Source organism: Streptomyces hazeniae (genome assembly GCF_031845485.1).
GTDB classification, from domain to species: Bacteria; Actinomycetota; Actinomycetes; order Streptomycetales; family Streptomycetaceae; genus Streptomyces; species Streptomyces hazeniae.
On sequence record NZ_JAVREQ010000020.1, the window covers coordinates 53,096 to 75,779 of the forward strand.

Genomic DNA, 22,684 nt, shown 5'->3' on the forward strand with positions numbered 1-22,684 from the left:
GGCGATCCTCACCCAGTCGGCCGCCCCGGCCAACAGGGCGCGCCCGACGGGCCGCGGGCCGTCGGCCGGCCGCGAAGCCGGCGAAGGGCCGGCGCCCGGACGATCCCGCGGTGAGCGGCCGGGGGTCAGCCCAGGGCGCTGAGTCCGGGGACGAAGGCCACCGCGAGCGGGATCAGCGGCACCAGCGAGGCGACCGCGACGGTCCGCAGCCTGCGGCTCACCGTCAGGCGCGGCGCCGGGGCGAGCAGCCGGTGGACCCGGGCGGGGACCAGGGCGCCCTCGGCCGGGCAGGGGCCGAACACGCCGCGGTCCTCGTTGAGTTCGACCAGGGCGAGGGCCGTGGTGAGGCGGCCGTGACGGCGGGAGGCGACGTCGTCGGCCGCCAGCTCGACCAGGCGGTGCACCTGGTCGCGGAACGCGGCGAAGACCGGCACCCGGGGGAAGCCGACGGCGAGGGCGGAGGAGCAGTTCAGCAGCCAGTCGTGGCGGGCGCGCGCGTGGCCCTGTTCGTGCTCCAGCACGGCGTCCAGCTGGCGCCCCTTCAGGCGGCGCAGCGCCGCGGTCGTGATGACCAGTTGCGGAACGGCCCCGGGCAGCCACCAGGCGTCCGCGCGGTCGCTCTCCAGCACCACCAGCGGTCCGCCGGCGCGGGTCTCCTCGCCGGGCAGCCGGGGTGCGCGGACCCGCAGTTCGCCGCGGCGCCGCTTCAGCCGCAGCCGCGCGTCGCGGATCTCCCGCAGCAGCATCGCCGCCGTCCACGCGCCGCCGCAGGCCAGCAGGAGGGCGACGGCGCCCGCCCACCCGTCGTACGCGCCGAGTCCGTACGCCTCCTGGACGCCGTGCGGCGCGGGCGCGAACACGTGGTCGCGCACCGCCTGCCAGGCGGCGGCCGCGGAGAGCGCCATGGCGAGGAGGCAGGAGAGCAGAACGCCCGCCACCACGCACTGCCAGGCCCACAGGGCCAGCACCGGTTCCCGGTCCGGCCAGGAGGAACGCGTGAGGACGCGGGGAGCCGCCGCAGCGGCCAGCGCCCCCAGGACCAGCAGCGCGAGCGGCACCAACATGGTCACAGCCTATGACCGTTCGCCCCGCACCGTACGGCCGCCCGCCGCAGGAGTGACGCATGCCTCACGCCGCGCGGGCGCGAGTGGCGCGGTCACGAGGCGGCGGACCGTCTCACGCGGCGGCGGGCGGCGCGGTCACACCGTGAGCAGCATGGTGAAGGAGCTCAGGGCCAGGGTGAGCCGGCACGCGTGGGCCATCCCCGCGGCGGGAGGAAGGCGCCCGACGGCGCCCGCGCCGCCCGCTCCGCTCCCTGCGGGCGCCGTGGCCGGGACCGCCGCAGCCGGGGCCGACCGGGCGCCGGTGTACAGCGCGAAGCCCGCGAAGTAGGCGAGCAGGGCGCCGGTCAGCACGGGTACGCCGCCGGGTCCCGCGCCGTGCCCGGCGTGCTGTCCGCCGCCTGCGGCCGCCATCACCACCGCCATGTACGCCATCGCCAGCGCCTCCAGCGCGTGGTGCAGGCCGTGCCCGCGGTGCCGGCCGCCGGTACGACCGGCCCGCACCGGGCGGGCCGACCACAGCGCCGCGGCCGCCAGCGCGCCGAAGAACACCGCGAAGGCGGCCTCCGCGACCGCTCCGGCGGGCCGGACGGGCAGCGCCATGGCAGCCATGGCCAGGCCCATCACCCCCTCGACGCGCGCCCCGCCGGGTGGCGGGCCGGCGGCACGTGCGGCTGTGCGCAGGCAGTACACCCCCGTGGCCCCGCACATCACGACCAGGAGCCAACTCACCACGGCAGGCCCGTGCATGACGCCCCCTCCGCGCTCGCCGTCGCACGGAGGCTTCCCTCACACCGGTGGCCGCAAGGCGGCGCACGGAGGCATCCGGAGGGGCGTGCGCACCCCGGCGTGCGCCCAGGGGCGTCCCCCGCCGGAGTCCGGCGCGGCGACCGGCCCGGACCACCCGGACCACCCGGACCACCCGGACCACCCGGATCGCCCGGACCTCAGAGGCCCGGGCGGTAGCGCATCGGGTGGTCGGCGGGCACCTCCACCACGCAGATCCGCACGCCGTCCGGGGCGGCGATCCACATCTCCTCCAGCCCCCACGGCTCCCGCAGGGGCGGACGCAGCACCTCGGCGCCCGCGGCGCTCAGCTCCGCGTGGGCCGCGGCGACGTCGTCGACCTGGAGCCACAGTCGCAGGCCGGGAGAGGACGGTTCCTCGGCGCGGCCGGAGATCTCCAGGAATCCGCCGCCCAGGAAGTAGACGGTGCCGCGCTCCGGTCCGGTGCCGAACTCGCGGGCCACCGCCAGGCCCAGCGTCCCGCCGTAGAAGGCGCGGGAGCGTTGGGGGTCGGTGGGCCGGAGCAGGATGCGGCTGCTCAGTACATGGACCATGGGGCCGGACGATAACGCGCTGCGGTTACGCTCCGGGGCATGGACAACGCCGACACCCGCACCGCGCTCGCCTTCCGTGCCGCCGAGGAGGCCGACGTGCCGGCGCTGGTCGCCCTGATCGAGTCCGCCTACCGGGGTGAGAGCAGCCGGGCGGGGTGGACCACCGAGGCGGACCTGCTGGGCGGGCAGCGTACCGACCCCGAGGGCGTCCGGGCCGTCGTCGCGTCCCCGGACAGCCGCATGCTCCTGGCCGAGGAGGACGGGGAGACGGTGGCCTGCTGCCAGCTGGAGAACCGCTCCGGCCTGGCCTACTTCGGGATGTTCGCCGTGCGCCCCGGTCTCCAGGGCGGTGGCCTGGGCAGGCGGGTGCTGGCGGAGGCCGAGCGCGCCGCCCGCGAGGAGTGGGGAGCCCGGGAGATGCACATGACGGTGATCGTTCAGCGCGAGGACCTGATCGCCTGGTACGAGCGCCGCGGATACGCCCGGACCGGCGAACTCAGTCCCTTCCCCTACGGCGACGAGCGCTTTGGCCTCCCGCAGCGGGAGGACCTGGCCTTCGAGCTGCTGGTCAAGGCCCTCGACTGAGCGGAACCGGACCGCTCCGGGCGCCCCGGGGGCGCGGCGCGGGGCCGCCGCCTCAGGACCGTCCGCGGCCCTCCGCGGTGTCCCGGGGCGTCTCCCGGACCGCGACGAGGATCTCCGGCCTGTCGGTCACCACGCCGTCCAGCTCCAGTTCGCGGGCGTGTTCCAGGTCCTCCGGGGTGTTCACCGTCCAGCTGATCACCTCGATGCCGGACTCGTGTGCCGCCTTCACGGTCTCCGCGTCGATGTGGCACAGCTCCAGGGAGACCATCACCGCGCCCAGCTCGCGGGCGCGCTCGGGAGCCGTCGGCGAGGAGCGCCCGGCGACCAGCACCAGCGGCATGTCGGGCAGCAGGGTGCGCGTCTCCCGCAGCGCCTCGTCGTGGAACGAGATCACGGTGACCCGCTCGTGCAGGTCGTGCTTCTCGATGGCCTCCGCCAGCACCCGGGCGGCGGCGGCGTCCTTGATCTCCGCCTGGAGCGGCGCCTTCACGGCCGCCACGACCTCCTCGAACACCGGGACGCGCTCGCCCCCGCCGGCGTCCAGCTCGCGCAGCTCCGCCAGCGTGAAGCCGGAGACCGGGCCGGTGCCGTCGGTGGTCCGGTCCACCTCCGCGTCGTGCATGACCACGAGCGCGCCGTCGCTGCTCAGGTGAAGGTCGAGTTCGATCACGTCCACCCCCTCGCGGTCGGCGCGGCGGAAGGACCGCAGGGTGTTCTCGGGCTCGACGCCCATCAGGCCGCGGTGGCCGACTGTGAGCATGGACACGTGAGCGCTCTCGCTTTCCTGCGGTGGCCGACGGCGGTGTGCCGCCTCAGACTAGCGGCCGTGGAGGGAAGTTCGGGGCCTCCACCCTGTCCACACGAACGGACCACACCGACAGGAAGAACAGCGGTATGAGGGGGGTCGAGCAGAAGAATTTCCGTGATCGCCACTTGAGGGGGTGACGTTCTCCCGATACCGTGGTCGTACGCGATTTTCTCCCGTGGAGGTCCGGTCATGACGGAAATTCTTTCGCCCAGCAGCGTGGACGGCCCCGCCGCGTCCACGGACCGGGTGGTGGACCACCCCGCCTGGCCCGTGCTCAAGCAGGCCGTCGAAGCGCTGCGGCCCGCCCAGTCCAAGGACGGCTCGATCGACTTCGCGGCCGAGGACGCCCCGGCCCGCGCCGAGGTCGAAGCCGGGCTGGAGCGCGTCGTGACCGCCGTCCAGGAGCTGGCACCGCTGGTGCCGCACGACGCCGCCTACCTGGAGGCCCTGGTCACCGACCTGCGCCGGTGGGCCGCGGACGGCTTCGGCGTGCCCGACTTCCTGGACTCGCTGCTCGCCTTCCAGCCCGCCCGGCAGCGCGCCGACGGCCTCCAGCACCTGGTCCTCTTCCCGATGTACACCCAGAACGGCAACCCCGACCGCAACCTCGAGGCCGTCGTCCTGCGCATGGTGTGGCCCGACTGGCTCGCCGAGCTGGAGCGCACCCGGTACGACAACCCGCTCTTCTGCGGCATCGCGTTCGAAGACTTCACGGCCGGCTACGACACCAACTCCGCGGTGCTCTTCCCCGAGACCATCGCCGTGCGCGAGGCCCCGGACCGCTTCACCTGGGGCGGCATCTTCTGCGACCGCGAGGCCGCCCGCTTCCGCCGCGTGATCGACGCCGCCTGCGAGGTGACCAGCCTGGAGCTGCCCGAGGACGCCAAGGGCCTCCTCACCGACCAGCAGCGCGCCCAGCAGGCGTTCGTGCTGTGGGACATGGTCCACGACCGCACGCACAGCCACGGCGACCTGCCGTTCGACCCGTTCATGATCAAGCAGCGCCAGCCGTTCTGGATGTACGGCCTGGAGGAGCTGCGCTGCGACCTGACCGCCTTCGGTGAGGGCGTCAAGCTCGAGGCCGACGGCGTCCCGCAGGGCCGCGACGTGCAGTACGCCATGCTGCTGGACCGCCTCTTCCGCTTCCCCGTCACCGGCGAGCGCAACCGCAACTACGACGGCCTGGGCGGCCAGCTGCTCTTCGCCTACCTCCACAAGCACGACGCGCTGCGCTGGACGGACAACAAGCTCACCGTCGACTGGGACCGCGCCCGCGAGGTCACCGTCGCCCTCCGCGAGGAGATCGAGACCCTCTACCGCGAGGGCATCGACCGCCCCAAGCTGGTGCACTGGTTCAAGGCCTACGAGCTGGTCTCCACCTACCTCGCCCCGCACCCCGGCTCGACCTGGGCCAAGGGCCCGGACGCGCTGGACCTCGGCCTCCCCCCGCGCAAGCTCGTCGACGACGTGCTTCCCGACGAGTTCCCGCTGAGCATGTTCTACGAGGCCCTTCGCAAGAAGCTCCGCGGTGTGATCGCATCGACCAAGGGCATCACCGCCGAGTCCGCCGCCCTCGCCGCGTGAGCGGTGGGACGACGGACCACGGGCGGCAGGCCGGAGTCGGGCCCGCGAGGGCACAGCGCAGAGAGGCGACCAGCATGACCAGTACCAGGACCGACGGCGGGACCACCGGCGGTGACGGAGGCCTGGACGGCGCGGTCGTCGCCGTCGCCGGCGCGGCCGGCCCCGCGGGCCAGGCGGCCCTGCTGCGGCTCGCCGAGGCGGGCGCCACGGTGGTGGCCGCCGACGCCGACGCGGAGCGGCTGGCGCAGGCCGTCGACGCGGCGAGGTTCGCGCACGGCGGCGCCACCGTCACCGGCGACACCGTCGACCTGCTCGACCTGGCCGCCACCCGCGAGTGGGTGGCGCGCACCGAGAAGGAGTTCGGCCGCATCGACGGCCTGGTGCACCTCGTCGGCGACTGGCGCGGCTCCGCGCACTTCGCCGAGACCGACCTCGGCGACTGGGACGTGCTGCACAACCTGCTCATCCGCACCGTGCAGCACACCTCACTCGCCTTCCAGGGCGCCCTGGAACGCAGCGGAAACGGCCGCTTCCTCCTCATCAGCGCCGCCGGAGCGAGCAACCCCACGGCCGGCAACGCCGCCTACTCCGCCTCCAAGGCGGCCGCCGAGGCGTGGACGCTGGCCCTCGCCGACGCCTTCCGCAAGACGGGGGGCGAGAGCCCGCCGCCCGCCGCGGCTGCCATCCTGGTCGTGAAGGCCCTGGTGAACGACCAGATGCGCAAGGAACGGCCGAACGCCAAGTTCAAGACGTTCACCGACGTCCGCGACCTGGCCGACGCCATCGCCGGGACCTGGAACCAGCCGACCGAGGAAGTGAACGGACAGCGCCTGTGGCTCACACCCCAGCCGTGACGGCCCCCGCGCGGGCGGCCACGGACGCCAAGCGGCACCACGACCCCGCGGTGCGCGGCTTCGCCAGCGACAACTACGCCGGCGCGCACCCGGAGATCCTGGCCGCCCTCGCGCTGGCCAACGAGGGCCACCAGACGGCGTACGGCGGCGACGCCTACACCGCGCACCTCCAGCAGCTGATGCGCTCGCACTTCGGCCCGTACGCGGAGACCTTCCCGGTCTTTAACGGCACCGGCGCCAACGTGGTCGCCCTCCAGGCGCTCACCGACCGCTGGGGTGCGGTGATCTGCTCCGACACCGCCCACATCCACGTCGACGAGTGCGGCGCGCCCGAACGCGTCGGCGGGCTCAAGCTGCTCACCGTGCCGACCGACGACGGCAAGCTCACGCCCGAGCTGATCGACCGCGAGGCGTTCGGCTGGGACGACGAGCACCGCGCCATGCCGCAGGTCGTCTCCCTCGCGCAGAACACCGAACTCGGCACGCTGTACACGCCGGACGAGATACGCGCCATCTGCGACCACGCGCACGAACACGGCATGAAGGTGCACCTGGACGGCGCCCGCATCGCCAACGCGGCCGCCGCCCTCGACGTCCCCATGCGCGCCTTCACCTACGCCGCGGGCGTGGACGTGCTCTCCTTCGGCGGCACCAAGAACGGCATGCTCTTCGGCGAGGCCGTCGTGGTGCTGAACCCGGACGCCGTGCGGGCGATCAAGCACCTGCGGAAGCTGTCCATGCAGCTCGCGTCCAAGATGCGCTTCGTCTCCGTCCAGCTGGAGGCGCTGCTCGCCAAGGACCTCTGGCTGCGCAACGCCCGCCACGCCAACACCATGGCCCAGCGCCTGGCCGCCGGCGTGCGGGCCGTCCCCGGCGTGGAGATCCTCTACGCCGTCGAGGCCAACGCGGTCTTCGCCCGGCTCCCGCACGACGTCAGCGAACGGCTCCAGAAGCGCTTCCGCTTCTACTTCTGGGACGAGACGGCCGGCGACGTGCGGTGGATGTGCTCGTTCGACACCACCCCGGACGACGTCGACTCCTTCGTGGACGCGCTCCGCGAGGAGATGGCCGCCTCGCGCTGACCGGTGCACCGTCGGCCCCCGGCGCCCCGAGGGGCGCCGGGGGCCGACGCGCTTCGTCACGTGTCGGACACCCATGGCATCCTTGTCCGTGACCGATCATGGACAGCCCGTAGGGGCTGGGCGCGTGCAGAGGACTCAGGGGGCGCACAACATGGGTGAGATGCGGGTCGACCTCAGCGAGCTCGAGGAGACCGTGCGCAAGCTCGGCCGGGTCACCTCCGCCATGGGCGAATCGGTGACGAAGAGCAAGTACAACACCTTCCTGCCCGACGGCGCCCTGGGCGGCGGCGGCTTCCAGGAGGCACGCGACCTCACCGGTGCACACGGCGAGATGAAGACGCACATCGAGGAGATCGTGCGCGTCATCAACGACGTCATCGCCGATTTCGGCACCAACACCAAGAAGGCGCACGGCAACTACCAGAACGCCGAGTACGACGCCAAGCACGGCATGGACAACGGCCAGGCGTGAGCGGCCTGGCAGCCAAGAACGATCGGGGGCGAGGGCGTAGATGAGCGACCAGGGCGGACAGTTCGGCTTCGAGTACGAGCAGGCGAACATGTGCTTCACCGGCGAGGTGAAGACTCCGTTCGCGACGGGCGAGACCATCGACTCGATGAAGGCGATGCTGGCCGACGCCAAACCGGGAACGGTGCTCGGCGTCGCCGACGCGTGGAAGCACCTCCACGACCACCTGGTGGGCGGCGGAGACAGCGTCAAGGGCGGCTTCGACAAGGCCGTCAAGCACATCCTGGAGCACTGGGAGGGCGAGTCCGCGGACGAGTTCGCCAAGAAGGCCCAGAAGATCAGCCGGCAGATCGCCGACTGCGCCAAGTACGCCAGCCACACCTCGATCGCCATGCGCAACGCGGGCGAACGGCTGAACGACGTCAAGCCGAAGGTCGACGCGATCGAGGTGCCCGGCGACGTCGACAGCGCGCTCAACGCGATCGGCGACGGCCTCACCCGCGACGACACCAAGTGGCGCGGCGAGATCCAGGGCAACGAGGGCGCCCAGCGCGCCCTGGACAACCACCACGACGACCTCTCGGCAGGCCGCGAGGAGCAGCTGAAGACCGCCGCCCTCATGGAGACGCTGGCACTGACGTACTCCTCCCAGGCCAGGACCATGGGCTCATGGGACAAGCGGAAGCCGGATGCATACGACAAGGAGGAGTTCCCCGGCGATCCTGGAGGGGTGGCCCCCGTGCCCATCATCGTGACGCCCGATATCGGGGGGCCTTCGGCTGTACCTGGCCGCGAAGGCAGGACCTCTGCCCCGGCCGCGAACGTCGGTACGCCCAAGACCGGCACGCCGAACATCTCTCAGGGACTGCCGACTTCCGGCACGAGACTCGACACCGTCGCTGGCGGCACGACCACGACCCCGGGGAATGGCGGAACGCCGGCGAGTGCGGGCGGCCGTGGCGCTCCTGCCGCAGGCCCAGCAGGGGGACCGGCGGGGGGAGTCCCAGGAGGTCCCGGCCTTGTGGGACGAGCCTCAGGAAATCGTGGAGTCCCAGCCGGCGGAACGAGTAGTGCTGGTGCAGGGACATCAGCCGGCCGCGGTGGCGCGGGAGCGGGTTCTGGGCCCGGTGGCCGAGCGACGTCGGGCAGCACCGGACGTGGCCCTCTGGCTCGGGAGCGTGGCGGGAAGCTCGACACACCGAAGCCGGGGAACGCCGCCGGTAGGCAGGGCGGACAGGGCCTGCACTCAAGTCGGGGCGGTACTCAGGCCGGACAGCGCGGGCGGAACGAGATGGGTGCCATGCGTGGCGGCGCTCCGATCGGCAGCAACCGGCGCCGGGACGAGCGAGAGAGTGAGGGGCAGCGTCCCGACTATCTCGTCGAGGACGAGGAGACTTGGATGCCGAGGCGCAGGAACGTAGCCCCGCCCACGATCGACTGACAGCGCGACGGCAGACTGAGGCCGTGCGTCCGCAGCCGTACCACCCCGCTGAAATGAGGACTCGACGGATGGGCATCAGGCGAAAGCTGCGTGTCATGAGCGTATCGGCGTTGGTCGCTGCTCTGGGGGTGATGCCGGCCTCCCACGCCGCCGCTGACGAAGTGAGACAAGCGCAGTGGCCGCTCACGACCCTCGAAGCGGCGCGTCTGTGGAAGGAGTCGAGGGGCGCTGGACAGGTCGTTGCCGTGATCGACGACGGGATCAATGTCGCGCACCCTGACCTCGAAGGCCGCATCCTGGACGGGAAGGACTTCATCGACGGAGGCTCACCAGCTCACCAGGACGGCGACTCCCATGGCACCGGCATCGCATCGATCATCGCCGGTCACGGCCATGGCCGTGGGGACACCGAGGGAGTGATGGGTCTGGCGCCTGAAGCGAAGATCCTCCCCATCCGAGACCAGGGTTTCGACGACACCATCGGCTACGCGGAGTCCATTCGCTACGCGGTCGACCAGGGTGCGTCAGTCATCAATATTTCGCAGAAGCAGGATCGCCCCCTGGCTCCCCAGGAAGAGTCCGAGGCCATCGCCTATGCGCTGAAGAACGACGTTGTCGTGGTCGGTGCCACTGGCAACGACGGAGGTGAAGTCGGATACCCAGCCGCCTATGCGGGCGTGGTGGCAGTCAGTGGTACCGACGAGGACGGCGCCTTCTGGACGGAATCGAGCAGCGGCGATCAGACCCTGTTGAGCGCGCCTGCAGAGGATGTCGTGGTCGCAGGCGGGACGAGTGACCCCAATGGCTACGGTATCGTCGACGGAACGTCCGCAGCCGCGGCCTACACGTCCGCAGCGGCCGCACTCGTGCGTGACAAGTTCCCCGACCTGACGGCCGGGCAGATCGTGAACCGGCTGACCGAGACGGCCGAGTTGCCGGCGTCGGTCGAGGGGGCACAGGTGCCCCACCCGCAGTACGGGTACGGCGTGATCAGGCCGCTCGCGGCGCTCACCGAGGACATCCCGAAGGGCTCGGAGTACGGGCCGCTCCGGATTCCGGAGGCGACCAAGGAAGCCCAGGAGCAGAAGGAACGCCTCGCCGAGTCGGCGGAGATGCAGAAGCAGGCCGACCGGAAGGCGATCATCGCGTGGTCGGTCATCGGGGCCGTCGGTCTGCTGGTGATCGCCCTCGTCGTCTGGCTGGTGGTGCGGCGCCGCCGCAAGCGGAACCGGCCCGGCGGGCCGGGAGGCCCGGGCGGGTTCCCGGGCCCGCCGGGGCCGGGACACCCGTACCCGTACCCGCAGCAGCCCTATGGGCAGCAGCCGCCGCAGTACACGTCGTACGGCACGCCGCCGCCCCAGGGTCACCCGGCACCGCCGCCGCAGCCGCCGCCCCGGTAACCGGGGCCCCGGCGGCCCGGCCCGCCGCAGGCGCTACGCGCCGTGCGGCTGGGGCGGCGGCGGTGCCGTGCCGCCCAGGTGCGCGGGGAGCCACCAGGTGTCCTCCGCGTCGCGCGGGGTGCCCGGGTACGCCCGCTGCGCGGCCTCCAGCAGTTCGCCGACCCGCCCGCGCAGGCGCTCGGTCAGCGCCGACGCGACCTCCCCGGGCTTGGCCGCCAGGGGCTCGCCGACCCGGATGCTGATCGGGAAGTGGTTGCGGCCGAAGTCCCGCTTGTGCCCCTTGGTCCACAGCCGCTGCGTCCCCCACAGCGCCATGGGGAGCAGCGGCACGCCGGCTTCCTGCGCCAGCCGGGCCGCACCGGACTTGAAGTTCTTCAGGGTGAAGGACTGGGAGATGGTGGCCTCCGGGAAGACGCCGATGATCTCCCCGTCGCGCAGCGCTCGCAGCGCGTGCCCGTAGGCGTGCTCGCCCTGCGCGCGGTCCACCGGGATGTGCTTCATCGCGCGCATCAGCGGGCCGGAGACCTTGTGCCGGAAGACGGACTCCTTGGCCATGAAGCGCACGAGCCGCTTCGCGGGAAGGGCGGCCAGGCCCGTGAACACGAAGTCCAGGTACCCGATGTGGTTGCTGACCAGCACCGCGCCGCCGCTCCGGGGCACGTGTTCGGTGCCGCCTATGTCGAAGCGCAGATCGACCGCCTTGAAGAAGCTTCTGGCTATGCCGATGACGGGCGGGTAGACGAGCTCTGGCATGCGGGGGCCCTTCTCGTCGCGGTGTGACATCCGCGACGGTGTATGAAATCCGGAGTACCTACGGGGACGTAACTTCCGGCCTCCGCGCATCGTGCCCGATCGCCGCACCGTAGACCACCGGCCCGTCCCGGCGGGGGGCGAGAGACTCGTCACCCGCCGCCGGTGCATCCTGGGAGTCATGAACGACGCACTGACGGCCGCCGCGCTCGGCGTGGACCGGCTGGGCGCACGGGCGACGCTCGTGCAGTTCTCCACCGCCTTCTGCCAGCCCTGCCGCGCCACCCGCCGCATCCTCGGCGAGGTGTCGGCCATGGTGGACGGCGTCGCACACGTCGAGATCGACGCGGAGGACCGGCTGGAACTGGTGCGGAGGCTGGAGATCACCGGGACGCCGACCGTGCTGGTGCTCGACGCCCGTGGCCGCGTCGTGCGCCGGGCGACGGGACAGCCGCGCAAGGCGGACGTCATCGGTGCCCTGGGAAGGGCGCTGCCGTGACGGCCGGAGCGCGTCCGGGCGGTGCGGTGAGCGTCGTGGGGCGGCGCGTGATTGAGTGGCCGTGTGGCCCGCTGGCCCCTTCCCGGCCCACGTTGGGAAGGTCACAGTTCGACATCCTTGCCAGCGGGGTACGTGACGGATGTACTGACGAGTAACAACGCCCGTTAACGCGTACTAAGCTGTCGTGCAGACCGGCCCGACCGGCCGGAACGCGTACACGACGAGCGCGTAGAGACGATGCAGTAGGAGAGCCGGCGTGAGCCTGAGGATCGTTGTCTGTGTGAAGTACGTGCCCGACGCCACCGGCGACCGGCACTTCAACGAGGACCTGACGACCGACCGCGAATCGGTCGACGGCCTGCTGTCGGAGCTCGACGAGTACGCCGTCGAGCAGGCCCTCCAGATCTCCGAGGACGCCGACGACGCCGAGGTCACCGTGCTGACCGTCGGCCCGGAGGACGCCAACGACGCGCTGCGCAAGGCGCTGTCGATGGGTGCCGACAAGGCCGTCCACGTCGAGGACGACGACCTGCACGGCACGGATGCGCTGGGCACCTCGCTCGTTCTCGCCAAGGCGGTGGAGAAGACCGGCTACGACCTGGTGATCTGCGGCATGGCCTCCACCGACGGCACGATGGGCGTGCTGCCCGCGATGCTCGCCGAGCGCCTGGGCGTGCCGCAGGTGACGCTGCTGTCCGAGGTCGCGGTCTCCGACGGCAAGGTCACCGGTCGGCGCGACGGCGACGCCGCCACCGAGCACCTCGAGGCGTCCCTGCCGGCCGTGGTCTCGGTGACGGACCTGTCCGGCGAAGCGCGTTACCCGTCCTTCAAGGGCATCATGGCGGCGAAGAAGAAGCCCGTGGAGTCCCTGGACCTGGACGACCTGGACATCGACGCGGACGACGTCGGCCTCGAGGGCGCCTGGACCAAGGTCACCGACGCCACCGAGCGTCCGCCGCGCACCGCCGGCACCGTGGTCGAGGACGGGGGCGAGGGCGGCAAGCAGCTCGCCGAGTTCCTCGCGGGGAAGAAGTTCATCTGACGGCTCCGGCCGTCTCCGCCCCCGCCCGCACGCCCCGTCACGATTTTCCGCAGGAGAAACGAAACCATGGCTGAAGTCCTTGTCTACGTCGACCACGTGGACGGTGCCGTCCGCAAGCCGACGCTCGAACTGCTGACCCTCGCCCGCCGCATCGGTGACCCGGTCGCCGTGCACCTGGGCCCCGGTGCCGAAGACGCCGCGAAGACCCTCGGTGAGTACGGTGCGGTGAAGGTGCTCGCCGCCGACGCCCCCGAGTTCGCCGACTACCTGGTCGTCCCGAAGGTCGACGCCCTCCAGGCCGCCTACGACGCCGTCTCGCCGGCCGCGGTGCTGGTGCCCTCCTCTGCCGACGGCAAGGAGATCGCCGCCCGCCTGGCCGTCCGCATCGGCTCCGGCCTGATCACCGACGCCGTCGACCTGGAGGCCGGTGACGAGGGCCCGGTGGCCACCCAGTCGGTCTTCGCCGCCGGCTACACCACCAAGTCCCGCATCACCCGCGGCACCCCGGTCGTCACCGTCAAGCCCAACTCCGCCGCACCGGAGGCCGCCTCGGCGGCCGGTACGGTCGAGCAGCTGGACGTCTCGTTCGGCGAACTGGCCCAGGGCACCCGCGTGACCTCGCGGAACGCGCGCGAGGCGACCGGGCGTCCCGAGCTGACCGAGGCCGCGATCGTGGTCTCCGGCGGACGTGGCGTCAACGGCGCGGAGAACTTCCACGTCATCGAGGAGCTCGCGGACTCCCTCGGCGCCGCGGTCGGTGCCTCCCGTGCCGCCGTGGACGCGGGCTGGTACCCGCACTCCAACCAGGTCGGCCAGACGGGCAAGTCCGTGTCGCCGCAGCTGTACGTCGCGGCCGGCATCTCCGGGGCCATCCAGCACCGCGCCGGCATGCAGACCTCGAAGACCATCGTCGCGATCAACAAGGATTCCGAGGCGCCGATCTTCGAGCTGGTCGACTACGGCGTCGTCGGCGACCTGTTCCAGGTGCTGCCGCAGCTCACCGAGCAGGTGAAGGCCCGCAAGGGCTGACGCCGCCCCGGCCGGGTCTCCCGCCGTCGCCGCACCGGGCCCCGTACGCCCCGCCTCCACGGCCGGGCGTACGGGGCCGGTCGCGTGTCACCGCCGCGGACGGCGCTTGACCGGGCGGGTGCGGGCGGTTAGCGTCCCAGCAGAACTTCAACGTTTTGTTGAGAAACGGCTTGCTTCCGGTCTCCCGGGAGAGAAGGGCGGCGGCACAGATGGCGCAGGACCAGCCGGTGGCGACCACGTTCGCAGCATCGACCACCCGGGACGCGGCCACGGCGCTCGCCGGAGTCGACGCCGAACTGGCGCGCCGCTACCCCGGCGACCCGGGGACCCGCCAGCCCGTCCACACCGTCTACGTCCCCGGGGACGCCGTCGACGAGGGCACTCCGCGCTCCTGGGGCGACCAGGCCCTCGAACTCCTCGACGCACACGCCCCGGACGCCCAGGCGTTCGCCGCCGTGCTCGGGCTCCCCGACGCACTGGCCGAACCGGTCCACCGGCGGGTGCGCGCCAAGCTCGCCCACCAGCCCGTCGAAGACCTGCGCATCGACTTCGAGGACGGCTACGGCCCCCGGCCCGACGACGAGGAGGACGCCGCCGCCGCCCGGGCGGCCCGCACCGTCGCCACGATCTGCCGCGACGCGGCGCCCGGCACCGCGCCCGTGCACCTCGGCATCAGGATGAAGTGCCTGGAGGCGGCCGTCCGCGACCGCGGCATCCGCACCCTCGACGTCTTCCTCACCGGCCTCGCCGAAGCCGGCGGTCTCCCCGGGCAGCTGGTGCTCACCCTCCCCAAGGTCACCTATCCGCAGCAGGTCTCCGCCATGGTGCGGCTGCTGGAGGAGTTCGAGCGCGCGCACGCGCTGCCGTCCGGACGCCTGGGCTTCGAGATCCAGATCGAGACCACCCAGTCCGTCCTCGGGCCCGACGGCACCGCCACGGTCGCCCGCATGATCGACGCCGCCGCCGGACGCTGCACCTCGCTCCACTACGGCACCTTCGACTACAGCGCCGCCTGCGGCGTCGGCGCGGCCCACCAGGCGCTGGACCACCCGGTGGCCGACCATGCCAAGGCCGTCATGCAGGTCGCCGCCGCCGGCACCGGCGTACGACTCAGCGACGGCTCCACCAACGTCCTCCCGGTCGGCGCCACCGCCCGCGTGCACGACGCCTGGCGGCTCCACCACGACCTCGTCCGCCGCTCCCTGGCCCGCGCCTACTATCAGGGCTGGGACATGCACCCCGGCCACCTGCCGACCCGCTACGCCGCCGTGTACGCCTTCTACCGCGAGGGCATGGAGCAGGCCGCCGCCCGCCTCGCCGCCTACGCCGCCCGCACCGCCGGGGACGTGATGGACGAGCCCGCGACGGCACGCGCGCTCAGCGGCCACCTGCTGCGCGGGCTGGACTGCGGAGCGCTCGACTCGGCCGAGGTCGCCAAGCTGACCGGGATGACCCGCGCCGACCTCGACGCTCTCGCCGGACGGCCCGCGGCCCGGTGACCTCCGGCCAACTCTCCGGCCGCCGGACGACGGACGGGCGGGGCCGCGTACTACCCCTGCGCGGGCGGGAGTTCACCCGAGCCGCGGGCCAGCAGACGGGTGGGCAGCGTCACCCGCCGCGGTGCGCCCGCGGCTCCGGCCAGCCGCCGGAACAGCATCCCGGCGGCGGTGCCGCCGAGCAGCGCGGGGTCCTGTGCCACCACCGTCACCGGCGGCGACAGCAGGTCGGCGAGCTCGAAGTCGTCGAAGCCCACCAGCGCCGTCGGGCGCGGCCGTCCCGCCAGGACCCGGACCAGTGACACCGTCACCCGGTTGTTGCCGGCGAGGAACGCGGTCACCGGCGCGTGACCGGTCAGGATGCGCTCCGCCTCCGCGCGTACCCGTGCGGGCTCCGTGGGGCCCAGGGAGACCCACGCCGGGTCGACCGGCAGGCCGGCGTCCGCCATGGCGGCGCGGTAGCCGCGCAGCCGCTCGGCGGCCGTCTGGATGTCCGGCCGGTCGCCCAGGAAAGCGATGCGCCGGTGCCCGTGCGCGATGAGGTGGGCGGTGCCCTCGCGCGCGCCGCCGGCGTTGTCGCTGAGCACCACGTCGGCGTCCAGCAGGCCGGGGGAGCGGTCCACGAAGACGGTGGCCACGCCGGCGTCCATCTCGGGCCGCAGATACCGGTGGTCGTCGCCCGCCGGCACCACCACCAGGCCGTCCACCCGCCGCGCGCACAGGGCCAGTACCAGCTCCCGCTCGCGTTCGGGGTCCTCGGCGCTGGAGCCGTTGATCAGCAGAGCCCCGTGGGCGCGGGCCTCCTCCTCCACGGCCCGGACGAGCGGCGCGTAGAACGGGTCGGCGAGGTCTTCCAGCACCACGCCGATGCTCGCGGTGCGGCCCTGGCGCAGCAGGCGCGCCCCGTCGTTGCGGCGGAAGCCGAGCGCGTCGATGGACGCGCATACCCGCAGCCGGGTGTCCGGTGCCACGCCCTCCTCGCCGTTGACCACCCGCGAGACCGTCTTCAGGCCGACCCGGGCGTGCGCGGCCACGTCCTTCATCGTCGGCCGCCCGGCGGGGCGTACGGCGGCCGGACGGGAGGGGCCCGGACGGGAGTGCGGCGGGGTCGGCTCGGCCACGGCATCCCGTCCTAGTCGTGTCGTCGTCACGCGCCGACGACACGGGCGCGCAGATGCGGGAGCAGCATACTCCGGGCCGTGCACGGAACTGGACAACGTTGTCATACTGGAGCGCCGACCCGCCCGCCCGCTCACCTCCGGAGACACGCACCGCCATGCACCACGACCTCGTCGCCGCCCTGGACATCGGCGGCACCAAGATCGCCGGCGCTCTCGTGGACGGCGACGGCGCGCTGTTCGCCCGCGTGCTGCGCCCCACCCCCGCACAGGAGAGCGGCGAGCGGGTGATGGCGGCGGTGAGCGAGGTCCTCGACCACCTCGCCGCGAGCCCTCTGTGGCCCCGGGTGGACGCCGTGGGCATCGGCAGTGCCGGGCCGGTCGACGCCCGCAACGGCACCGTCAGCCCGGTCAACATCCCCGGCTGGCGGGACCACCCGCTGGTCGACGGCGTGCGGCGGTCCACCGGGACGCTGCCGGTCACCCTCGTCGGTGACGGCGTGGCGATGACCGCGGCCGAGCACCTGGTGGGCGCCGCCCGCGGGCACCGCTCCGCCCTCTGCCTGGTGGTGTCGACCGGTGTGGGCGGCGGCCTGGTCCTCGACGGCCGCCTCCACCCGGGCCCCACCGGCAACGCCGGTCACATCGGCCACATCAGCGTCGCGCTCGACGGCGAGTCCTGTCCGTGCGGCGCCCGCGGCTGCGTGGAGCGCCTGGCCAGCGGCACCGCCATCGCCCGGCACGCCCACGCGGGGGGATGGCGGCCCCGGCCCGGTCAGGACGCGGGCGCCGCCGGCGTGGCCGCCGCCGCCCGGGAGGGCGACCCCGTCGCCACCGCCGCCTACACCCGGGCGGCCCGCGCGCTGGCGGCCGCGATCTCCGCGACCGCGGCGCTGGTCGAGATCGAGGTCGCGGTGATCGGCGGAGGCGTCGCCGGGGCCGGAGAGGCGCTGTTCGCGCCGCTGCGAACGGCGCTGGAGGACTTCGCCACGCTGTCCTTCGTGCGAGGGCTGACCGTCGTGCCCGCGGCCACCGGCACCGACGCCGGCCTGATCGGCGCCGCCGCGGCCTCCCGCACCCTGCTGCGCCAGGACGGCTGAGCCGCCGGGGCCCCTCAGGCCGACCGGTACGAGGGCGTGCGGGCTCCCGCGCCGGGCGCCGGAGGTGCGCCGGTGCGTTTCCCGCACGGGGTGGAGCGGGCACCGTAGGGAGGTCGAGAACGGGGGGCGAGGAAGAGGGGGATCTGTGATCGTCTGGTTGAACGGCGCGTCCGGCGCGGGCAAGACCACCACGGCGCACGAACTGCTCGACCTGCTTCCCGGGAGCACGCTCTACGACCCCGAACTGCTCGGCCCGGGCCTGCGCAGCATGCTGCCCCCGGACCGGGCGGCCGACGACGTGCGCGAACTCCGTTCCTGGCGCCGCCTCCTGGCGGACGGCGCCGCCGCACTCCTCACCGAGGTGCCCGGCCCGCTGATCACCCCGGTGTCGCTGCTGCGGCAGGACCACCGCGACGAGATATTCGGGGCGCTCGCCGCCCGCCGCATACCGGTCTGCCACGTGCTGCTGCACTGCGACGGGACCACGCTGCGGGCCCGTGCCGCGAGCCGCGCACCGGAGGCGGAACAGTCCGGCGCGTCGTCCACACGGTGGCCGGGTCAATGGGCCGCGTACGAGGCGGCGCTGCCCTGGCTGACGGCTGACGCGCACACCGTGGACACCGCCGGACGGACGCCCGCGGACATCGCCGCGCTGGTCGCGGAGGCGGTCGGCAAGGGCGCCGGCCTGCCGGGCATCGTGCAGACGCCGGAGCCGTCGGCCGAGACGCTCGCCGCCGGGGTGCTGCTCTTCGACGAGGACGACCGGGTCCTGCTCGTCGACCCCACCTACAAGCCCGGCTGGGAGTTCCCCGGCGGGATCGTCGAGCACGGCGAACCGCCCGCCCGGGCCGGCATGCGGGAGGTCGCGGAGGAACTCGGCATCGAACTCGCCGCCGTACCGCGGCTGCTGCTCGTCGACTGGGAGCAGCCCAAGCCGCCCGGCTTCGGCGGCCTCCGGCTGCTCTTCGACGGCGGGCTGCTCCCCGCGCCCCGCGCCGCCGAGGTGCTGCTCCCCGCCGCCGAGCTGCGCGGCTGGCGCTTCGCCACCGAGTCCGAAGCGGCCGGACTGCTGCCGCCCGTCCGGCACCGTCGCCTGACCTGGGCGCTGCGCGCCCGGGAGCGCGGCACCACGCTCAACCTGGAGGGCGGCGTGCCCGTCGGCGTGTGAGGTCGCGGAGCCGCCGCGCAGGGCGGGCACCGTCTTTCGGGGTCCTCGGCGTCCTCGGGCCTTCGGGGGCGCCTCCGGCGTACGCGGTACGGACGCGTACCGCTCGCGGGCGGCGGGCGCCCGCCCTAGCGTGACGGTGACGGCCGCCCCGAGCCAGGACGGTGCACCGCGCGCATGGACGACGACCGCTCCCCGTTCCGCGAACTGCTGCGGCAGGCGCAGGACCTGCTGCCCCGCGGCGGCCGGGCCGCGGTCGGGGCCGCCGCGTTCGCCCTGGTGATCGGCCTGACCCTGATCCGCACCGGGACCGACGCGCCGCCCCGCCCGCCGCAGCCGGACCCCGCGGCGGCCCGGTCCGCGGCCACCCCTCCCGGTGAGCCGTCCCCGGACCACCGGACGGGGGACGGTGCCCGCCGGCTCCCGCCGGTGCGCGCCCCGATCGCCGCCTCGCCTCCCCGGCGGGTGGTCATCCCCGCCGCCGGCGTGGACGCCCCCGTGACCCCCGTGGGCCTGGGCCCGGAGGGCCTGCTGGAGGTGCCGCCGCCGCAGGCGGAGAACCTCGCCGGCTGGTACGAGGGCGCCGCCACGCCCGGCGAACGCGGCACCGCCGTCGTCGTCGGCCACGTCGACAACGCGTCCGGACCGGCCGTCTTCTTCCGGCTCGGCGCCGTGCAGCGCGGATCCGAGGTCCGCGTGGCGCGGAAGGACGGCCGCACCGCCGTGTTCACCGTGTACGCGGTCGAGCTGCACCGGAAGGAGGCGTTCCCCGGCGACCGGGTCTACCGCGACACCGGGCGGGCCGAGCTGCGCGTCATCACCTGCGGCGGCGGCTACGCCGAGGAGACCGGCTACCAGGGCAATGTCGTCGCCTACGCCCGCCTGACCGGCGTCCGGTGACGTCGCGTCATCCGCGCCCGCCTCCGCCTGCGCGTCCCTGCCACCGCATCGCGGCGGCCGGCCCTCCCGCCGGGCCGGTCAGCCGCAGGCGGCGGCGTACCGCCGCAGGAACAGCGCCTCGGCCAGCGCCAGCGCGCGGAGCTCCTGCGGGCACACACTCTCGTTCACGGCGTGGATCTGCGCCTCCGGCTCGCTCAGCCCGATCAGCAGGATCTCGGCCTCCGGGTAGAGCGAGGCGAGGGTGCTGCACAGCGGGATCGACCCGCCCTGGCCGGCCGTCGCCATCTCCACGCCGTCGTACGCCTCCCGCATCGCCGCGGCCATCGCCGTGTACGCCGGGCTGGAGGTGTCGGCCGCGAACGGCTGCCCCCGGCCGACCTGCTCCACCGACACCCGCGCGCCCCACGGCACGTGCGCCTCCAGGTGAAGGACCAGCAGTTCGGCCGCCTTCGCGGCGTCCGTGCCCGGCGGTACGCGCAGGCTCACCAGCGCCCGCGCGGACGCCTGCACCGACCCCGTGGCGCCGACCACCGGCGGGCAGTCGATGCCCAGTACGGTCACCGCCGGGCGTGCCCAGAGCCGGTCCGCGACGGTGCCGGAGCCGATCAGCCCGACGCCGTCGAGTACCCGGGCGTCGCGCCGGAAGTCCTCCTCGGGGTATGCGAGGCCGTCCCAGGCGGCCGAGGCGTCCATCCCGTCGACCGTGGTCGAGCCGTCCTCGCCGCGCAGCGAGTCCAGCAGGCGGATCAGCGCCGCCAGCGCGTCCGGCGCCGCCCCGCCGAACTGACCGGAGTGCAGGTTGCCGGCGAGGGTGTCGACCTGCACCCGCACCATCGCCATGCCGCGCAGCGAGGCGGTCACGGTCGGCAGCCCGGCCCGGAAGTTGCCGGTGTCGCCGATCACGACCGTGTCCGCGGCCAGCAGCTCCGGGTGCGCCTCGGCGTAGCGCTCCAGCCCTCCGGTGCCCTGTTCCTCCGAGCCCTCCACGACGACCTTGACGCCCACCGGGACGCCGCCGTCCTCCTTCAGCGCCCGCAGCGCCGTCAGGTGCATGACCAGGCCGCCCTTGCAGTCGGCGGCGCCCCGCCCGTACCAGCGGCCGTCCTCCCGTTCGGTGAGTTCGAACGGCGGGGAGTCCCAGCCGTCCGGGTCCAGCGGCGGCTGCACGTCGTAGTGCGCGTAGAGCAGCACGGTCGGCGCGCCCTCGGGGCCGGGCAGGTGCCCGTACACCGACTGCGTGCCGTCGGGGGTGTCCAGCAGCGCCACGTCCTCGAAGCCCTCGGCGCGGAGCGCGTCCGCCACCCAGACGGCCGCCGCCTCGCACCCGCTGCGCGGGAACTGCTCGGGATCGGCGACCGACGGGAAGGCCACCAGCTCGGCGAGCTCCTCCCTGGCGCGCGGCATCAGCGACGCGACGGTGGCGGCGAGGGGGCTCTGCGGCATGGGAACGCTCCTTGTGGGGGCGACGTTGGGCACGGGTGTGCGGAGGAGGCACACGTGGGCGGCGGGTCGCGGCCGATCCTCCCACAGTCCGGCCGGCGGGCCGGGCGCCGTAGGATGCGGTCGCGACACCGCGCAGACGTGAAGAGAACGGGAGCCTGAGCAGCGTGAGCAGCGAGAACGGAGCCGGGGACAGCGAGACGGAGCGGACCGTGTGGGACGTCGTCGTGGTCGGTGCGGGTCCCGCGGGTGCCTCCGCCGCGTACGCCGCCGCCGTCGCCGGACGCCGGGTCCTGCTGCTGGAGAAGTCCGAACTGCCGCGCTACAAGACCTGCGGCGGCGGCATCGTGGGCCTCTCCCGCGACGCGCTGCCGCCCGGTTTCGAACTGCCGCTGCGCGACCGGGTGCACGCCGTCACCTTCTCGCTGAACGGCCGCCTCACCCGCACCCGCCGTTCCCGCCGGATGCTGTTCGGCCTGCTCAACCGCCCCGAGTTCGACCACGCGCTGGTGGAGTCGGCGGTGGACGCCGGCGCCCTGCTGCGCACCGGGGCGTCCGTCTCCCGCGTCGAGCAGCACGGACCGCTCGTCCCGGACCGGCGGACGGTCGCCGTGGTGCTCGCGGGCGAGGAGGAGCCCGTGCTCGCCCGGGCCGTGGTCGGCGCGGACGGCAGCGCGGGCCGGATAGGCGCCCACGTCGGTGTGAAGCTCGACCAGGTCGACCTGGGCCTGGAGGCGGAGATCCCGGTGCCGGACAGCGTCGCCGAGGACTGGGCCGGCCGGGTCCTCATCGACTGGGGCCCGCTGCCGGGCAGTTACGGCTGGGTGTTCCCCAAGGGCGACACCCTCACCGTCGGCGTCATCTCCGCGCGCGGTGAGGGCGCCGCCACCAAGCGGTACCTGGACGACTTCATCGGCCGCCTCGGCCTGGCGGGTTTCGAACCCAGCATCTCCTCCGGTCACCTGACGCGCTGCCGCACCGACGACTCGCCGCTGTCCCGCGGCCGGGTGCTGGTGTGCGGCGACGCCGCCGGCCTGCTGGAACCCTGGACGCGCGAAGGCATCTCCTTCGCGCTCCGGTCCGGCCGCCTGGCGGGCGAGTGGGCGGTGCGTATCGCGGAGGCACACGACGCCGTGGACACCCGGCGGCAGGCGCTCAATTACACGTTCGCGGTGAAGGCCGGTCTCGGCGTCGAGATGAGCATCGGCCGCCGGATGTTCACGGTCTTCGCCCGTCGCCCCGGTCTGCTGCACGCGGCGCTCACCGGCTTCCGGCCCGCCTGGACGGCTTTCGCCCGCATCACCCGCGGCGCGACCTCGCTGACCGAGATCGTCCGCACCCATCCGGTCGCACGCCGCGCCCTGGACGCCATGGACCGCCCCGCCCCGGCCCCGGAACCTGCCGGACCCGGAGCCGCGGACCCCGCCGGAGCCGCGGACCCCGCCGGACCCGCGGACCGAAAGGACTGACCGGGACCACCGGGCGGCCCCGCGCCGGGGACCGCGTACTCCCGGGGGAGCA

At 73.7% G+C, this 22,684-nt stretch carries 22 protein-coding genes; 15 read left to right on the forward strand and 7 right to left on the reverse strand.

Translation table 11 applies throughout. The annotated features are described in order from the left end of the window. Positions 1-125 precede the first annotated feature (125 nt). The 3 genes from RM572_RS20725 to RM572_RS20735 form a co-directional block, all read right to left on the reverse strand. Positions 126-1,064, reverse strand: a complete 939-nt coding sequence (locus RM572_RS20725) for a M56 family metallopeptidase (RefSeq protein WP_311674870.1) — start codon at positions 1,062-1,064, stop codon at positions 126-128. 135 nt (positions 1,065-1,199) lie between these two features. Further along, positions 1,200-1,811, reverse strand: a complete 612-nt coding sequence (locus RM572_RS20730; RefSeq protein ID WP_311674871.1) for a DUF5134 domain-containing protein — start codon at positions 1,809-1,811, stop codon at positions 1,200-1,202. Between the two features lie 197 nt (positions 1,812-2,008). Then, complete coding sequence (locus RM572_RS20735) at positions 2,009-2,401, reverse strand: VOC family protein (RefSeq protein ID WP_311674872.1); 393 nt, start codon at positions 2,399-2,401, stop codon at positions 2,009-2,011. Between the two features lie 39 nt (positions 2,402-2,440). Here RM572_RS20735 and RM572_RS20740 point away from each other — a divergent pair, with 39 nt between their 5' ends. Further along, the gene (locus RM572_RS20740) at positions 2,441-2,986 is read left to right on the forward strand and encodes a GNAT family N-acetyltransferase (protein WP_311674873.1); all 546 of its coding nucleotides are present in this window, start codon (positions 2,441-2,443) and stop codon (positions 2,984-2,986) included. Positions 2,987-3,038: 52 nt separating this feature from the next. On the opposite strand, the gene RM572_RS20745 is transcribed toward RM572_RS20740, so the two are convergent. Further along, on the reverse strand, positions 3,039-3,752 hold the full coding sequence (locus RM572_RS20745) for a glycerophosphodiester phosphodiesterase (RefSeq protein WP_311674874.1): 714 nt from the start codon (positions 3,750-3,752) through the stop codon (positions 3,039-3,041). Between the two features lie 231 nt (positions 3,753-3,983). Between RM572_RS20745 and RM572_RS20750 the strand changes: the two genes are divergently transcribed. The 6 genes from RM572_RS20750 to mycP all read left to right on the forward strand — a co-directional run bounded on the left by RM572_RS20750 (position 3,984) and on the right by mycP (position 10,624). Then, positions 3,984-5,378, forward strand: coding sequence for a DUF6421 family protein (locus tag RM572_RS20750; protein ID WP_311674875.1), 1,395 nt, complete (start codon positions 3,984-3,986; stop codon positions 5,376-5,378). Positions 5,379-5,452: 74 nt separating this feature from the next. Next, positions 5,453-6,232, forward strand: a complete 780-nt coding sequence (locus RM572_RS20755; protein ID WP_311674876.1) for an SDR family NAD(P)-dependent oxidoreductase — start codon at positions 5,453-5,455, stop codon at positions 6,230-6,232. Beyond that, complete coding sequence (locus RM572_RS20760; RefSeq protein WP_311674877.1) at positions 6,211-7,314, forward strand: threonine aldolase family protein; 1,104 nt, start codon at positions 6,211-6,213, stop codon at positions 7,312-7,314. The genes RM572_RS20755 and RM572_RS20760 overlap by 22 nt, the downstream gene beginning before the upstream one ends. A gap of 151 nt (positions 7,315-7,465) precedes the next feature. Further along, on the forward strand, positions 7,466-7,786 hold the full coding sequence (locus RM572_RS20765; protein WP_027764668.1) for a hypothetical protein: 321 nt from the start codon (positions 7,466-7,468) through the stop codon (positions 7,784-7,786). A 40-nt stretch (positions 7,787-7,826) separates the two neighbouring features. Continuing rightward, positions 7,827-9,224, forward strand: a complete 1,398-nt coding sequence (locus RM572_RS20770; RefSeq protein WP_311674878.1) for a hypothetical protein — start codon at positions 7,827-7,829, stop codon at positions 9,222-9,224. A gap of 95 nt (positions 9,225-9,319) precedes the next feature. Continuing rightward, entirely contained in the window at positions 9,320-10,624 is a 1,305-nt protein-coding gene (gene mycP / locus RM572_RS20775; protein WP_311674879.1) for a type VII secretion-associated serine protease mycosin, read from the forward strand. 33 nt (positions 10,625-10,657) lie between these two features. Here mycP and RM572_RS20780 read toward each other — a convergent pair whose 3' ends face one another. Continuing rightward, entirely contained in the window at positions 10,658-11,377 is a 720-nt protein-coding gene (locus RM572_RS20780) for a lysophospholipid acyltransferase family protein (RefSeq protein WP_311674880.1), read from the reverse strand. 178 nt (positions 11,378-11,555) lie between these two features. Here RM572_RS20780 and RM572_RS20785 point away from each other — a divergent pair, with 178 nt between their 5' ends. The 4 genes from RM572_RS20785 (at position 11,556) to RM572_RS20800 (ending at position 15,443) form a co-directional block, all read left to right on the forward strand. After that, entirely contained in the window at positions 11,556-11,873 is a 318-nt protein-coding gene (locus RM572_RS20785) for a TlpA family protein disulfide reductase (protein ID WP_311674881.1), read from the forward strand. A 256-nt stretch (positions 11,874-12,129) separates the two neighbouring features. Then, positions 12,130-12,915: an electron transfer flavoprotein subunit beta/FixA family protein gene (locus tag RM572_RS20790; protein ID WP_311674882.1), complete on the forward strand. Its 786-nt coding sequence runs from the start codon at positions 12,130-12,132 to the stop codon at positions 12,913-12,915. A 66-nt stretch (positions 12,916-12,981) separates the two neighbouring features. Continuing rightward, positions 12,982-13,944: an electron transfer flavoprotein subunit alpha/FixB family protein gene (locus RM572_RS20795; protein ID WP_136181449.1), complete on the forward strand. Its 963-nt coding sequence runs from the start codon at positions 12,982-12,984 to the stop codon at positions 13,942-13,944. 209 nt (positions 13,945-14,153) lie between these two features. Then, positions 14,154-15,443, forward strand: a complete 1,290-nt coding sequence (locus tag RM572_RS20800; protein ID WP_311674883.1) for a DUF6986 family protein — start codon at positions 14,154-14,156, stop codon at positions 15,441-15,443. A gap of 50 nt (positions 15,444-15,493) precedes the next feature. Here RM572_RS20800 and RM572_RS20805 read toward each other — a convergent pair whose 3' ends face one another. Continuing rightward, positions 15,494-16,483 carry a LacI family DNA-binding transcriptional regulator gene (locus RM572_RS20805; RefSeq protein ID WP_311674937.1) on the reverse strand — a complete coding sequence of 330 codons (990 nt, stop codon included), beginning with the start codon at positions 16,481-16,483 and terminating at the stop codon, positions 15,494-15,496. Between the two features lie 233 nt (positions 16,484-16,716). On the opposite strand from RM572_RS20805, the gene RM572_RS20810 reads away from it, so the two are divergent. The 3 genes from RM572_RS20810 (at position 16,717) to RM572_RS20820 (ending at position 19,723) form a co-directional block, all read left to right on the forward strand. After that, positions 16,717-17,658, forward strand: coding sequence for an ROK family protein (locus tag RM572_RS20810; RefSeq protein ID WP_311674884.1), 942 nt, complete (start codon positions 16,717-16,719; stop codon positions 17,656-17,658). A 145-nt stretch (positions 17,659-17,803) separates the two neighbouring features. After that, positions 17,804-18,826 (forward strand): NUDIX hydrolase, encoded by a 1,023-nt coding sequence (locus tag RM572_RS20815; protein WP_311674885.1) that lies wholly within the window; start codon positions 17,804-17,806, stop codon positions 18,824-18,826. Between the two features lie 174 nt (positions 18,827-19,000). Next, on the forward strand, positions 19,001-19,723 hold the full coding sequence (locus RM572_RS20820) for a class F sortase (RefSeq protein WP_311674886.1): 723 nt from the start codon (positions 19,001-19,003) through the stop codon (positions 19,721-19,723). Between the two features lie 78 nt (positions 19,724-19,801). Here RM572_RS20820 and RM572_RS20825 read toward each other — a convergent pair whose 3' ends face one another. After that, positions 19,802-21,166 (reverse strand): dipeptidase, encoded by a 1,365-nt coding sequence (locus RM572_RS20825; RefSeq protein ID WP_311674887.1) that lies wholly within the window; start codon positions 21,164-21,166, stop codon positions 19,802-19,804. A 164-nt stretch (positions 21,167-21,330) separates the two neighbouring features. Between RM572_RS20825 and RM572_RS20830 the strand changes: the two genes are divergently transcribed. Beyond that, complete coding sequence (locus RM572_RS20830; protein WP_311674888.1) at positions 21,331-22,632, forward strand: geranylgeranyl reductase family protein; 1,302 nt, start codon at positions 21,331-21,333, stop codon at positions 22,630-22,632. Positions 22,633-22,684: the final 52 nt, after the last annotated feature.